At 36.1% G+C, this 14,606-nt stretch carries 13 protein-coding genes; 6 read left to right on the top strand and 7 right to left on the bottom strand.

What is annotated here, in order from left to right; all coding sequences use genetic code 11:
• The first annotated feature begins 188 nt into the window (after positions 1 to 188).
• From HN014_RS04735 to HN014_RS04725, 3 genes are all read left to right on the top strand, one after another.
• Positions 189 to 941 carry a M15 family metallopeptidase gene (locus HN014_RS04735; RefSeq protein ID WP_176027742.1) on the top strand — a complete coding sequence of 251 codons (753 nt, stop codon included), beginning with the start codon at positions 189 to 191 and terminating at the stop codon, positions 939 to 941.
• A 773-nt stretch (positions 942 to 1,714) separates the two neighbouring features.
• Positions 1,715 to 1,897, top strand: a complete 183-nt coding sequence (locus HN014_RS04730) for a hypothetical protein (RefSeq protein ID WP_176027741.1) — start codon at positions 1,715 to 1,717, stop codon at positions 1,895 to 1,897.
• Positions 1,898 to 2,079: 182 nt separating this feature from the next.
• Positions 2,080 to 2,844, top strand: a complete 765-nt coding sequence (locus HN014_RS04725; RefSeq protein WP_176027740.1) for a hypothetical protein — start codon at positions 2,080 to 2,082, stop codon at positions 2,842 to 2,844.
• Between the two features lie 121 nt (positions 2,845 to 2,965).
• Here the strand turns inward: HN014_RS04725 and groL are convergent, their stop codons facing one another.
• From groL to miaB, 7 genes are all read right to left on the bottom strand, one after another.
• Positions 2,966 to 4,606: a chaperonin GroEL gene (gene groL / locus HN014_RS04720; protein WP_176027739.1), complete on the bottom strand. Its 1,641-nt coding sequence runs from the start codon at positions 4,604 to 4,606 to the stop codon at positions 2,966 to 2,968.
• A gap of 115 nt (positions 4,607 to 4,721) precedes the next feature.
• Entirely contained in the window at positions 4,722 to 4,997 is a 276-nt protein-coding gene (groES, locus tag HN014_RS04715; protein ID WP_176027738.1) for a co-chaperone GroES, read from the bottom strand.
• A gap of 157 nt (positions 4,998 to 5,154) precedes the next feature.
• Positions 5,155 to 5,481 carry a preprotein translocase subunit SecG gene (gene secG / locus HN014_RS04710; RefSeq protein ID WP_176027737.1) on the bottom strand — a complete coding sequence of 109 codons (327 nt, stop codon included), beginning with the start codon at positions 5,479 to 5,481 and terminating at the stop codon, positions 5,155 to 5,157.
• A gap of 7 nt (positions 5,482 to 5,488) precedes the next feature.
• On the bottom strand, positions 5,489 to 6,541 hold the full coding sequence (locus tag HN014_RS04705; RefSeq protein ID WP_176027736.1) for a hypothetical protein: 1,053 nt from the start codon (positions 6,539 to 6,541) through the stop codon (positions 5,489 to 5,491).
• Positions 6,542 to 6,553: 12 nt separating this feature from the next.
• Positions 6,554 to 7,060, bottom strand: a complete 507-nt coding sequence (locus tag HN014_RS04700; protein ID WP_176027735.1) for an LptE family protein — start codon at positions 7,058 to 7,060, stop codon at positions 6,554 to 6,556.
• Positions 7,061 to 7,101: 41 nt separating this feature from the next.
• Positions 7,102 to 8,361, bottom strand: coding sequence for a sigma-54-dependent Fis family transcriptional regulator (locus HN014_RS04695; RefSeq protein WP_176027734.1), 1,260 nt, complete (start codon positions 8,359 to 8,361; stop codon positions 7,102 to 7,104).
• Positions 8,362 to 8,386: 25 nt separating this feature from the next.
• Positions 8,387 to 9,832: a tRNA (N6-isopentenyl adenosine(37)-C2)-methylthiotransferase MiaB gene (gene miaB / locus HN014_RS04690; protein ID WP_176027733.1), complete on the bottom strand. Its 1,446-nt coding sequence runs from the start codon at positions 9,830 to 9,832 to the stop codon at positions 8,387 to 8,389.
• Positions 9,833 to 9,970: 138 nt separating this feature from the next.
• Between miaB and HN014_RS04685 the strand changes: the two genes are divergently transcribed.
• The 3 genes from HN014_RS04685 (at position 9,971) to HN014_RS04675 (ending at position 14,529) form a co-directional block, all read left to right on the top strand.
• A complete protein-coding gene (locus HN014_RS04685; protein WP_176027732.1) occupies positions 9,971 to 10,762 on the top strand; it encodes a hypothetical protein in 792 nt (263 codons plus the stop codon).
• Positions 10,763 to 10,854: 92 nt separating this feature from the next.
• Positions 10,855 to 13,359 (top strand): type I DNA topoisomerase, encoded by a 2,505-nt coding sequence (topA, locus tag HN014_RS04680; RefSeq protein ID WP_176027731.1) that lies wholly within the window; start codon positions 10,855 to 10,857, stop codon positions 13,357 to 13,359.
• Positions 13,360 to 13,365: 6 nt separating this feature from the next.
• Positions 13,366 to 14,529, top strand: coding sequence for a formimidoylglutamase (locus tag HN014_RS04675; RefSeq protein ID WP_176027730.1), 1,164 nt, complete (start codon positions 13,366 to 13,368; stop codon positions 14,527 to 14,529).
• Positions 14,530 to 14,606 lie beyond the last annotated feature (77 nt).

Below are 14,606 nucleotides of genomic sequence, written 5' to 3'. Positions count from 1 at the left end.
AGAGGGAGCTGATATGACTATTTACTTTGCTTAGAGCCCGGATCAATAATAGTAATAAGTGAAAAGAAGCTATCTTTGGTCTTTGGTAATCAGAAATGCGTATGGAATTCTGAAAAAGAAAATTATTTCAGAGCCTTGTTATAACTTGTTTAATAGGTGTATATGCATTCGTTCATAGAGGGAAAAAGATGAATAAATGGATTGTTTTAATTGTTTTGGGGTGTTTGATTTCTTGTAAAGAAGAGAAAAAAACATCAGTCAAAGAGCAGAATATGATAACAGAGGCTATAGAGAAAATCATTTTGGTTGGGGAAAAAATAGCTAAAAAAACTACCCGGGAGGCAGAAGTAATACAGGTCAGAGAAAACAGAAGAAATCGGTTGTTACATCTCGATGATGAAGCATTTGTGGCAATCAGGGAATTGTCTGATGGTTTTGCGTATGATATTAAATATGCAACCCCTGATAATTTTTTGAAAAAAGCCGTGTATTCATGTGGAGAGTGTTATATCAGAGGAGTGGTTGCGAAAGCTCTAATCGCTGCTAATATGGATTTTAATAAGCAAGGATATAGAATTAAATTCTATGATTGTTATCGTCCATTGAGTGTGCAGAAAAAAATGTGGAAAATCTTTCCTAACCCTGGCTATGTAGCTAATCCTAAAGGAGGATCTGTGCATAATAGAGGAGCAGCAGTTGATATCTCATTAGAATACATGTCGGGAAAACCAGTAGACATGGGAAGTTCATATGATCATTTTGGGAAAGAATCAAGGCACTCTTATACAGGTTTTTCTGATCGTATTCTGAAAAACAGAAAAATATTAAGACAAGGAATGGAAAAACACGGATTTGAAACCATTCGATCCGAATGGTGGCACTATAACTACCCTCCAAAACATCGTTTTAAAGTAGCAGATTTTCAATGGTCATGTAATTAATACAGGAGTTGATTGTTTGAAAAAAAACAGAAGTGTAATTCGAAGATGTTATTTTTTTGTTAAAATAAAATAAGGAAATATGCAGGTGCTCATTTTAAAAAGAGCTCGTAAATAATGATTTATACTAGTAATTTTTATTTTTCTACAAAAAAAAACTTAAAAAAAGGGGAAAAATCCCCTCTTTTCGTACTTGCTTTATCCCCTATTTAGTTTTAGGTTTGAATCGTAAAAACAAAGAAAAATTAAATGATGATTTTCTGAAACTACTTCAGTTTGTTTTATACTGATTGTTTCTTTTTCAGAGAATTATGGGTTTTTCTGATTGTTTGATATCCCCACGAGTGCGTTTTTGCGTGCAATATTGAAGTGCTTCACATCTTTCTTTTTTTATGAGAAGAGAGGGGTGGGCGTGTTTCAAAATTAAACTAGTGTATAACTACTAAATTGTAACCAGTATGGTATTTAAAAAATATCTTGAAGTTAGAAAAAACAGTGTACAAAATGTGATGGGGAGAAAAAATCTCAATGTGTTATCAGTCTTATAAAAAAGCAAAGATGTAAGTAATCTGTATTTTTTATAAGTTCAATTCTTCAACACAAGTCATTGATAACTAACAAAACAAAAGTTAGCTTGTTTAGTTTGTCAAAAAATGAAAGTTCTGTGTATTTTTTTTTAAAATAAAGGAAACATTTTTTTGATAAATGCTACAAACTAATAGTTGTAATCAAGGAAACATTTAGAGAAAACAATAATCAGTTAAATCAGGTCCCTCATGAAACGAAGTTATGGATTGCTGGAAAAGCGTAGAATGTTTGTGCATAAATATATTTCAGAAAACCAGGATAGACAGATGAAAATTGTTGTTTCGGAACTTTCTGAACGACTTTTTCTATCAGAACGAACTATCTATAATATCATTAATCAAGAGCCCATAAGTGGGATAATAATAGATTGAACCTACCTATAAAGACACCTTATTCACAGAATAAGGTGTCTTTATATTACCATAGTTTGTAAAAACGGATTGCCTGATTGAGGTGTTTTCTGATTTTCTTTTTATCAGGAAGAAGTCTTTATGAATCATAGATTTTTCAAATCGATTAAGAAATAAGCAATAACTATAAATATCAATAACTAATGAAACAAAAATTACTTTTAGTAGGTGCTTTTGCACTAAGCGTTTTTTTTATATCCTGTAATAAGGATTCAGTAACAGACCAGTTTGATAATGCAAATGGAGATGTAGCGAAAAAATTAATAGAATCAGTATCGTATGACGCAATGGCTCCTGGAGAAGAAGATTATGAATTGTCAATTACCTATGATGGTAATAATAGAGTGACGAGTGCTACCAACGGAGAAGAAACAGCCGTGTTGACTTTTGAAAATAATCAACTAAGTACTGTTAGTGGAGAAGAAGAACCATTTAGTATCGATGAATTGTATAAGTCGCCATATGATGCTTTTGAGATAGGAGAAGTGCTTGATTATGATGATAGTGGAAACCCTGTTGTAATTAAGGTTATAGATGAGGGGTATGATTATGAGAATGGAGAGTATGTTCATTATAAAGAAGAGCTAACCGCTACCATAACATATGATGCTACTCCAAATCCGTTTTTTTATACATTTGAAGCAGCGGGCCTTATAGAAATTATGGATAAGGTAATGCTGAATTTCAGTATGAAACCGCAAAGCCCGGAGATTGTAAAAGCTCGGACATTGTTTCCGGTTAATAATATTTCATCTATGGTCTATAAAGATGAAGACGGAGCTGTAGTCGCAGAATTAACAATAGCATATGTGTATGATGCGGATGATTATCCTACCGCTGCAGTGATAACAATTAAAGAAGAAGGAGAGCCAAATGAAGTGTACTCAATTGAATACAAGTATCGATAATAAAAACAGGTCTTTCTTATTGAAAGACATCATCAGGCGCTAATAAAATAATAAAAAAACCATCCTGATAATTCAGGATGGTTTTTTATGTTATTTCTTGTTAGGAAAAACCGGATTAGATTTACATCATTCCAGGCATTCCTCCTCCCATTGGAGGCATTCCGCCACCTGCAGCAGGAGCGTCTTCTTTTATGTCAATTAATGCACATTCTGTAGTCAGGATCATTCCTGATACTGAAGCAGCATTTTCCAGGGCAACTCTCGTTACTTTTTTAGGATCGATAATACCAGCATCCAACATATTTACATATGCTTCTGATTTAGCATCGTATCCGTAATCATCTTTACCTTCGATTACTTTTGAAATTACTACAGATCCTTCTCCTCCTGCATTTTCTACAATCGTTCTCAATGGAGACTCAACTGCACGGTTTACAATTTGAATTCCTGTAGCTTCATCAGCATTTTCAGTTGTAATGCTACCTAAAGTTGTTTTAGCACGTACTAAGGCAACTCCACCTCCGGCAACGATACCTTCTTCTACAGCAGCTCTTGTAGCATGCAATGCATCATCTACACGGTCTTTCTTTTCTTTCATTTCTACTTCAGAAGCAGCACCAACGTATAATACAGCTACACCACCTGCTAATTTAGCTAGACGCTCCTGTAGTTTTTCCTTATCGTAGTCAGAAGTTGTTGTTTCTATCTGAGCTTTGATTTGGTTTACTCTGTTTTTAATTAATTCTTCATCACCAGAACCATTTACCACAGTTGTATTGTCTTTGTCTATAGCTACTTTTTCAGCAGTACCAAGGTGTTCAATGGTAGCATTTTCCAAAGTGAATCCACGCTCTTCGGAGATTACAGTTCCTCCGGTTAAGATAGCGATATCTTCAAGCATTGCTTTACGTCTGTCTCCAAAACCAGGAGCCTTAACAGCAGCAATTTTTAATGCTCCACGTAGTTTGTTTACCACAAGTGTTGCTAATGCTTCTCCGTCTACATCTTCTGCAATAATTAAAAGAGGTTTTCCTGTTTGAGCAACAGGTTCTAGAATAGGAAGAAGATCTTTCATAGAAGAAATCTTCTTGTCGTATAAAAGGATATATGGTGTTTCCAGATCAGCTGTCATTTTTTCACTATCTGTCACAAAATATGGAGAAAGGTATCCTCTGTCGAATTGCATTCCTTCTACTACATCTACATAAGTATCTGTACCTTTTGCTTCTTCTACAGTGATTACTCCTTCTTTTCCAACTTTGCTAAATGCTTGTGCAATAAGGTCTCCGATTACTTCATCGTTATTGGCAGAGATAGAGGCAACTTGTTTGATTTTCTCAGAAGAACTACCTACTTCTTTGGATTGTTTTACTAAATCGGCAGTAATCGCTTCTACAGCTTTATCAATTCCTCTTTTTAAATCCATAGGATTTGCTCCGGCAGCAACATTTTTTAATCCTTCTTTTACGATAGCTTGTGCAAGTACTGTTGCTGTAGTAGTACCATCTCCGGCAAGATCATTTGTCTTAGAGGCTACTTCCTTTACCATTTGAGCTCCCATATTTTCTAAAGCATCTTCTAATTCGATTTCTTTAGCTACAGAAACTCCATCTTTAGTTACAGTTGGTCCTCCGAATGATTTACTGATAATTACATTACGTCCTTTAGGTCCTAATGTTACTTTTACTGCATTGGCTAATGCGTCAACACCACGTTTAATACCGTCACGTGCTTCTATGTCAAATTTTATATCTTTTGCCATGATATCTTCTTTTTTTGTAAATCAGTATTGTCAAGTTATATGAAACAGATGCAACCCATCTGTTCTGTCATATTATTTTGAATATGATTTGTGTATTTTTTTGTTTGGTTTATTGTTAAACGATTGCTAGGATATCATCCTCACGCATAATTAAATAGTCTTTTCCGTCTAATTTTAATTCAGTACCGGAATACTTACCATAAAGTACGGTGTCACCAACTTTAACAGTCATGTCATGGTCTTTTTTACCACTACCTACGGCAGCTACCTTACCTTTTTGTTGTTTTTCTTGTGCGGAATCAGGGATAAATAATCCCGATGCTGTCTTCGTTTCTGCCGGAAGAGGCTCTATTACAACACGGTCTGAAAGAGGTTTAATGTTTACTCCCATTATGATTGTTTTTAATATTATTTAATTTGAAACATTTTGATCTTTGTTATTTCAGAAATTATGCCACTATAGAGATACTGACAAATTGAAATAAAAATGCCGACTTATATGACAAGTCGGCATTTTTTATATCAAAATTTGTTGTACTGTCTATTCACTATTCAGCATTGTTTTCTTCTGTAGAAGGTGTCTGAGGTGTTTCTAGTTGTACATTTTCTGTATCTACTTTAGACTCAGGAACAGAAGATCCATTCATTAAGTCTATGTTAGATAATAAGATTAGGACTAACAACAGTGTTGCAAGTGCCCATGTACTTTTATCTAAGAAATCAGTTGTTTTTTTTACACCACCTAATTGCTGTGTACCACCGCCTCCAAAAGATGAAGATAACCCTCCTCCTTTAGGATTTTGTACCATGATTACAACAACTAGCAAAAATGATACGATAACGATCAGGATTAAAAAAATTGAAAAAGTTGTCATTATATTGTTATTTATTGTCTTGTAAATTCTTAATCGATCTAATTTGGTCTGCAAAGAAACCACTTTTTTCGGGATTTTTCAAAATTAATATTTTGTATGCCTGAATTGCCTTTTTGTAATTCTTTTGAGCCAGGTATACTCTGGCCAGAGTTTCTGTCATTAATTCATCAGGAGCGATAGGGTTATCCTTCGCTAAATTTCTGGCAGGGGCATTCTTATTTGCAGGTTTTATTTTTGGGGCACTTTCTATAAATTTGTCAATCAGCTCAAATTTGGATTTTTTGATCGACTCGGTTTCGGAAGTGCTACTTGTTTTTTCTTCGTCTAGAGTAGTATTTGTTTCAGATATTTCTTCTTTTTCTTCTGATTTTTGTTTGGAAGAAGTAATCTCTTTAGAAGTTCTGTTTATTGGGGTAATGGCTGTAAGCTTGAGCCATTCTGCGAAAGAGTGCGTTTCTTTCTTGTCAAATTCCAGAGGTGTTTGTGTTAAGGTTTCCTCATTGGTGTGATCAGCAGATTGCTGTATATCTGTATTCTTTTCTTGCTCACTTTCTGATATCGGGTGTTCGGCTTCTGATTCGGAGATTTGTGATGTAAGTTCCTGTGCAGAGAAGGACTCTTCTGTTTTTTCTTCTTTGTTTTCCGTACCTGTGTTTTCAGAAGATTTGTCAGTGAATAGTAAAGGGTTGAGTACATGTTCAGCTTCTTCTATCTTCATCGTGACAGCATCATCTATCGAAATTTTTTCTAAGCTGGAGACTTCTTCTGGTTCGTTGACCTCAATATCATCGTTGTGAGCCTCAGTAGAAGAGGTGTTCTTTAGAAAAACAGGAGAAGTGATAAAGTCAAATAAGACACTTCTGTCTGTGGTGTAAGCTGCTGTTGTTTTTAGTGCCTGATTGTATCGAAAACTTCCTTGGTCTTTTAATCCTTTGAGCCATAAAGAGCGTACCGACTGAAAGTAAGGGAATTCAGCGATGATTTTTTCTAGTTCATCGGTCTGAAGCCTGCTTAGCTCAGTAGGGTGTTTAAAGAGATATGTAAGTTCTTTATTGTTCAAGTCTGTTTGTTATTACCATTTTGCTAAAGTAGCATTGAATACGTCTTGCGTGATACGTTCGTATATGATCTGTATTGCTTCATCTCGTACAGAATCTTCTGAGGAAGAAGCCGGGTAGTCAAAGAAAAAAGAGAAGCGTTGTTCCAGGTCTTGTTTTGGATCATTTGTGTCATAAAACCGGACATTAACCGATATAGTAAGCCTGTTTTGTGCAGCTGTAATAGCAGAAGTTGCAGTGTTAGGTGAAACACGATCCTCTACAATTTCCCCTTCATATACAATATCTCCATCGGCGCTTACCAGGTTAAGATTCGTCTGATTTAGAATGAGATCTTGTAATTGATTGGTGAACGTCTGATCTGCTCCGGGAATTACTCGGGCAGATTGATTTTGAAAAAAATTAACTTGAAAAGTTTTGGTCTCAGGGCTGATTGATATTCCACTAAAAGAATAAGCCCCACATCCCTGTAGTAAAAAGATGCCAATAACTCCGAGTATGAGATAAAATAGTTTTTTCATGTATTTGCTTCAATATACAGTACGTGCTGTAATTGTTTTTATTATAGATTGTATTGTTTTATTTTTCGATATAAAGTACGTTCGCTAATTCCTAATTCTTCTGCAGCGGCTTTTCGTTTTCCCTTGTGTCTTTCCAGGGATTTTTTAATGAGCTCTAATTCTATATCTTGAAGAGATAGTGCTTCTTCTTCCTCAATTTCCTCTGCAAAGTGATATTTGTCTTCTTCTTTGGTAGTAATTGGCGTGTGAGAAGAGATTTCCAAAACTTCAGGGGTAGGGGGTGTAGGTTCTTGAAAATGAACCGGTTCCTCGTTATTTCCGTATATTTTTTGAATTAACCCTTCATTTTCTTTTTGTACTTGTTGAGAATTGCCACTTTGCATTAATTCCATAGTCAGCTTTTTCAGATCATTTAAATCGCTTTTCATATCGAATAATACTTTGTAGAGAATTTCTCTTTCGTTGCTAAAATCGCTTTCGCTTTTAGTGGAAGAAACTACTGCGGGTAATGTACTTCCAATATTCGGCAGATACCCATTTAAGGTAGGAGCGTTAATAGCTCTGTTTTGTTCAAGGACTGAGATTTGCTCTGCAATGTTGCGTAATTGTCGGATATTTCCACTCCAGTGATACTTTTCCAGTAATATAACTGCTTCGTCATTTAGGCGTATAGTTGGCATTTTGTATTTAATAGCAAAATCGGCAGCAAATTTTCTAAAGAGGAGATGGATGTCTCCTTTTCTTTCTCGTAGAGGGGGGAGTAGAATTTCTACCGTACTAAGCCGATAATACAGGTCTTCTCTGAATTTTCCTTTTTTAATGGCTTCAAACATATTCACATTTGTAGCAGCAACAATACGAACATTGGTTTTTTGAACTTTGGAGGATCCAACTTTAATGAACTCTCCGTTTTCCAGCACCCTGAGAAGTCTGACCTGAGTTGTTAACGGGAGTTCCCCGACTTCATCAAGAAAAATTGTACCTCCGTCGGCTACTTCGAAATATCCCGCTCTGGTTTGAGTAGCTCCGGTAAACGCTCCTTTTTCATGACCAAATAATTCACTGTCAATTGTTCCTTCGGGAATAGCTCCACAGTTAACGGCAATATATTTTCCGTGTTTTCTGTGAGAAAGAGAATGAATAATTTTAGGAACACTTTCCTTTCCTACTCCACTTTCTCCAGTTACCAATACAGAGATATCTGTAGGGGCTACCTGGATAGCTTTTTCTATAGCGCGATTGAGTTTCGGGTCATTACCGATGATGCCAAAGCGTTGTTTCGTAGCTTGAACAGATTCCATAGTGTTCTTCTTGTCTTAATTATTTTTAGTTGTTATCAGAATATCCTACAGCGTTTCCTAATAAGGTGGCACTGGTACATCCATCTATTTTTACCATAGCAAAATCCCCTATTTTATATTGGTCTTTAGGGAATACAACTACTGTATTTTGGGTTGTTCTGCCGCTCCAGTGTTCAGAAGATTTTTTCGAAGACTTTTCGATAAGAACTTCTACTGTTTGTCCTATAAAAGAGTTGTGTCTGAATTCGCTGTGCTTTCTTTGTAATTCAATAATCTCAGCTAATCTTCTCTTTTTTACATCTAGAGGAATATCGTCTTCCATTTTTTTGGCAGCAAGTGTTCCGGGACGTTCTGAGTATGCGAACATAAAACCGTAGTCGTATTGTACGTACTCCATTAATGAGAGCGTGTCTTTGTGATCTTCTTCTGTTTCAGTAGGGAATCCGGTAATGATATCTTGCGAAATAGCGCAATCCGGAATACGACTTTTGATATTATCAATAAGATCGAAATATTCCTGTCTGGTGTGAAGACGATTCATTGCTTTTAGGATTCGGTCACTTCCACTTTGAATGGGTAAGTGAATATATTTGCAGATATTTCTGTGTTTAGCCATTATATCTATAACCTCCATAGTCATATCCTGAGGATTGGATGTTGTAAAACGAAGACGTAATTTTGGGTATTTGATAGCGACCATATCAAGTAGCTTGGCGAAGTTGGTGGCAGTAGCTTTTTGGAATTCACTGGCATGTTTGAAATCTCGTTTCAGACCGCCTCCATACCAAAGGTAGCTATCTACATTCTGTCCCAATAAAGTGACTTCCTTATAATTTTTAGAGACCAGATCATCTATCTCCTTCATAATACTTTGAGGGTCTCTACTACGCTCTCGTCCTCTGGTAAAAGGAACAACACAAAAAGTACACATATTATCACATCCTCTGGTGATAGATACGAAAGCAGAAACACCATTGTCCTGTAGGCGGACAGGAGAAATGTCTCCATAGGTTTCTTCCTTGGATAAAATGACATTGACTGCGTTTCTTCCGGCTTCGACTTCTTCGATTAGATTTGGGAGATCTTTATAAGCATCAGGACCTACAACTAGATCCACGATTTTTTCTTCTTCGAGAAATTTACTTTTCAGGCGTTCTGCCATACATCCCAAAACGCCAACTTTCATCTTTGGGTTGTTCTTTTTTACGGCATTGTATTTTTCCAATCGTTTTCGGACGGTTTGTTCTGCCTTTTCTCTAATAGAGCAAGTATTTACTAGTACCAGATCAGCATCTTCCAGGTTTTGAGTTGTGTTAAATCCTTCTTTTTCCAAGATAGAAGCAACAATCTCACTATCGCTAAAATTCATCTGGCAGCCATAGCTCTCTATAAAGAGCTTTCTCTTATTTTCTTTTTTTTGATCAAGAACCAATGCTTGTCCTTGTATGCTTTCATCAATAGTCTTCTCCATATCTGTTTCCTTAGTCCATTCCGGTCAAATAATATGCAAAGATACTTTTTAATACTATTTTGTGACAAAGTGGCATAATTAATTTTTTGTAAATGTTCTATCTTTGGCTGTTTTTAGTCAAAAAATCAGTTATTTTTTATGGATATAAATCAGTTGTTGACCCGTATAGACGGGAAAAGAACCATTGATTTCGGAGATATTTTTACCAAGAGTATCGAATTGTTTAAGAAAGTCTGGATACAGGGTTTTGTTCATTTGTTATTACAGGGGGTCATAGGCTTTGCTTTATTGTTACTGCTGTATATTCCGATGATATTAATGGCAGGGATAGGTGCTTCTTTGGATTCAGACTATGGAACGTCGGATTTTGAAGCGTTAGAAGGTGTGGGAGTTGGTATAATGATATTGTTCGTGATATTTGCTATGTGTATTGTGGTGGTGTTGACAGGTGTTCAAATGGGGATTTCTGCTCATTTTTTCAAGGTTTGTAAACAGGTCGATCATCAAGAGCCGGAAACTTCCGATTATTTTATGTTTTTGAAAAAAAGATATATAGGAAAGACAATACGGTTGGGGTTGTCAATGTTTGGGATTGTATTGCTGTCAGTTATGCTGTGTTATTTACCTTTATTCTACGTACTGGTTCCTCTTCATTTGACTCGGGTAGTATATGCTTTTAATCCGGAGCTGACTGTTTCTGATTTGATAAAAGCGAGTTTTAAATTAGGGAATAAATATTGGTTGATAATATTTGGGTTAGTGTTGATTTCTTCTATGTTGTCACAATTTGTGGGAATGCTAATGTGTTTTGTTGGAGTGTTTTTTACAGCTTCTTTTGTATATGTGCCTATTTACTATGTATATAAAGAAGGTGTAGGCTTTGATAAACCGGATGATTTAGAGGAAGATAGTTTGTTGTTTATTGAATAAATAAAAAAGGAGCAGGAATTATGTGTTTTTTGAAAACATAATTCAGGATATGAAAAAATTGATATACTTTTGCTCCTAGAAAAAAATGGATTATGGCAAAGAACTTAGTGATAGTAGAGTCACCAGCGAAAGCGAAAACAATAGAAAAATTTCTTGGGAAAGATTTTACAGTAGCTTCCAGTTTTGGACATATTGCTGATTTGCCGGCAAAGGAGTTAGGGGTAGATGTAGATAAAGATTTTAAACCAAAATATATAGTTTCCAGTGATAAGAAAGAAGTCGTAAAAAAGCTAAAAGATCTTTCTAAAAAAGCAGAAATGGTTTGGTTAGCGAGTGATGAGGACCGGGAAGGAGAAGCTATTGCATGGCACTTGGCAGAAGAGCTGGGGTTAGAAAAAGAGAAAACAAAACGTATCGTTTTTCATGAGATAACAAAAAACGCAATTCTAAAGGCAATCGAGAATCCAAGATCGATTAATTATAACTTGGTGAATGCACAGCAGGCCAGACGTGTTCTGGATCGATTAGTAGGATATGAATTGTCGCCTGTGTTATGGAGGAAAGTAAAAGGAGGATTATCAGCAGGAAGAGTTCAATCTGTGTCGGTACGATTAATTGTCGAGAGGGAAAGAGAAATTCTTGATTTTAAACCAGAAGCTTCCTATCGGATAGATGCTGAGTTTTCTAATGAAAAAGGAAAATCATTTAAAGCAAAACTTCCCAAAAATTTTAAAACAAAACAGGAAGCAGAAGCTTTTTTAAATAAAAATATAGCTGCAATTTTTAAGGTAGCAGATTTAACGACTAAACCGGCAAAAAAATCTCCGGCACCGCCGTTTACTACTTCTACATTGCAGCAGGAAGCCTCTAGGAAGTTGTATTTCTCAGTAAGTAAAACAATGACACTGGCGCAACGGCTATATGAGTCAGGACTGATTACATATATGAGAACAGACAGTGTGAATCTGTCAGAAGATGCGCAGAAGGCGGCAAAAGGAGAGATTGTTTCAGCTTATGGAGCGGATTATAGTAATCCTAGACAATATAAAAGTAAAGCGAAAGGAGCACAAGAGGCTCACGAAGCAATTAGACCTACGGATTTTGCTAAGCATACGGTAAATGTAGATTATGATCAACAACGATTATATGAGTTGATCTGGAAACGAGCAATTGCTTCTCAGATGAGTGATGCTCAATTAGAAAGGACACAGGTTAAAATTGGGGCAGATACTCATGCACAACAGTTTTCTGCAAATGGAGAGGTGATTAAGTTTGAAGGGTTTTTGAAAGTGTACCTGGAAGGAAATGATGAGGAAGAAGAAGAACAAGATGGAATCCTTCCGGCAATGAAGGTAAATGAGGAGTTGTTTAATAAGTTTATTTCAGCTACAGAACGATTCACAAGACCTCAGAGCAGGTATACAGAAGCAGCACTCGTTAAGAAACTAGAAGAATTAGGGATTGGTAGACCGTCTACCTATGCGCCAACAATTTCTACAATTCAGAATAGGAATTATGTAGAGAAAGGAGCTAAAGAAGGAGAAGAGCGGGGATATGTAAAGATGTTGCTGAAAGAAGGGAAAGTGACGGAGAAGAGCCTTGTGGAGAAAGTAGGTAGTGATAAAGGGAAGTTGATTCCTACAGATGTAGGAATGGTAGTTAATGACTTTTTGGTAAATCACTTTTCTTCTGTGTTGGATTATAATTTTACGGCAAAGGTAGAGCAAGATTTCGATGATATAGCAGAAGGGAATGAAGACTGGACAGAGGTGATGAAGGAATTCTATAGTGATTTTCATCCACAGGTAAAAGATGTGGCAGAAAACGCAGAAAGAGAAGTAGGAGAGCGGATACTGGGAGTAGATCCAGAGTCAGGAAAGCAGGTAAGTGTACGTTTAGGAAGGTTTGGAGCAATGGTTCAGATCGGTTCGGTAGAGGATGAAGATAAACCGCGATTTGCTAGTTTGGCACCCGGGCAAACATTGTCAAGTATAACTTTTGAAGAAGCAATGGATTTATTTCAGTTGCCTAAAGAGTTGGGAGTGTATAAAGGAGAAACCGTATTGGTTAATAACGGACGTTTTGGTCCTTATGTAAAGTTTGGGGCGAAGTTTGTATCTCTAGAGAAAGGAGAGGATCCGCTTAGTACAAGTTTAGAACGAGCGATAGAGTTAATCCAGGCCAAAGAAAAAGCAGATGCCCCTATTTATGTGTATGAAGAACTACCGGTTCAGAAAGGAACAGGGCGATTTGGACCTTTTATAAAATGGAATGGAATGTTTATCAATGTGAATAAAAAATACGATTTTGATAATTTATCAGAGCAGGATATTATAACATTGATAGAGGAGAAGAAGCAGAAGGAGATTGATAAGGTGATTCACGATTGGAAAGAAGAAGGGATTCGTGTAGAGAAAGCAAGGTGGGGTCGTAGCAATATCATTCAAGGAAAAGTAAAGATAGAGCTGCCAAAAACAGTAGATGCATCAAAGCTTACGCTGGAGAAAGTTCAGGCGCTTATCGAGAAAAATGCTCCGAAAAAGAAAAAGACTACTAAGAAGAAAACAACGAAAAAAACGACTGCTAAAAAGAAATAAGATATAATGTCATTTGAATTTCTTACACCTGTACAAGATGAGGTATTGGCTTATGTAGAGCAATTACCAGATCAAGCCATAGGAAAACAAGTTGCAATTCATTCGGTTGAAGAAGGAGTCCCGTCCTTAGAAAAGGTAAGTGTTGCTATTCTGGGAATAGCAGAGGGTAGAGGAGTGTTTGAAGAAGAAGACAGGCAGTTGGACTTTGCAGAAATCCGAAAATCATTTTATGGGCTCTATCCTGGAAACTGGTTTACTTCCATGGTAGATTTAGGGGATATTCCTCAGGGGAATAGTATTAGTGATACACATTATCTGATAAAAGAGGTAGTTGCTACACTATTACAGAAAAATATAATCCCGTTGATTATTGGTGGGGGACAGGATCTGGTATATGCGCAATATCGAGCCTATGACATCTTGGAACGAATGGTGAATTTGGTTAATGTGGATAGTAGTTTTGATATAGGGGACACCTCTAAAGAAATGACGAATACATCTTATGTGGGGAAAATCATAGTTAACGAACCTTACAATTTATTTAACTATAGTAATATAGGGTATCAGACATATTTTAACTCGCAGGAAGAAATAGATCTGATAGAGCGATTGTACTTTGATGCATATAGATTAGGAGAAGTAATTAATGATATTACAGTAGTGGAGCCTATCATGAGAGATGCTGATATTGTAGTGATGGATATGGGGGCGATCAGCTCTTCGTTCTTAGGAGGGTTTAAGGCTTCTCCTAATGGATTTGACGGAAGAGAGATTTGTGCGATATCTAGATATGCAGGAATCAGTGATAAAGTAAAAAGTTTTGGTATTTATGAATTCAAAAATTTTGAGAATGAAAAAATGGCTGCTGCTTTGGTCGCTCAGATTTTTTGGTATTTTATAGAAGGGGTTAATTATAGATCTAATGATTTGGACGTTAAAAAAAGTGGAAATTCACTTCATTATAATGTGCCGATCGGAGATGATATTTTGTCCTTTTATAAGAGCAATAAAACAGGGAGATGGTGGATCGAAATTCCATTTATTTCCTCTGGGAATAATAAATTGCAAAGACATACGTTATTACCATGTACCTATGACGATTATGAGAAAGCTTGTAATCAGGAAATACCAGAAAGGTGGTATAAGGCAAAACAAAAAAACGAAGTTTAATTCTTTTAAATAAAGCTGATTTAAGGTTTTTTTTAGAAAAAAATTGCATTTCTGAAAATAAATAAATAGGTTTACGA

Origin of the sequence: Aquimarina sp. TRL1 (assembly GCF_013365535.1) — a bacterium.
Taxonomy (GTDB): Bacteria; Bacteroidota; Bacteroidia; order Flavobacteriales; family Flavobacteriaceae; genus Aquimarina; species Aquimarina hainanensis.
Note: the sequence above shows the minus strand (reverse complement) of the source record. Positions and strands in the feature narration are given on the sequence as shown.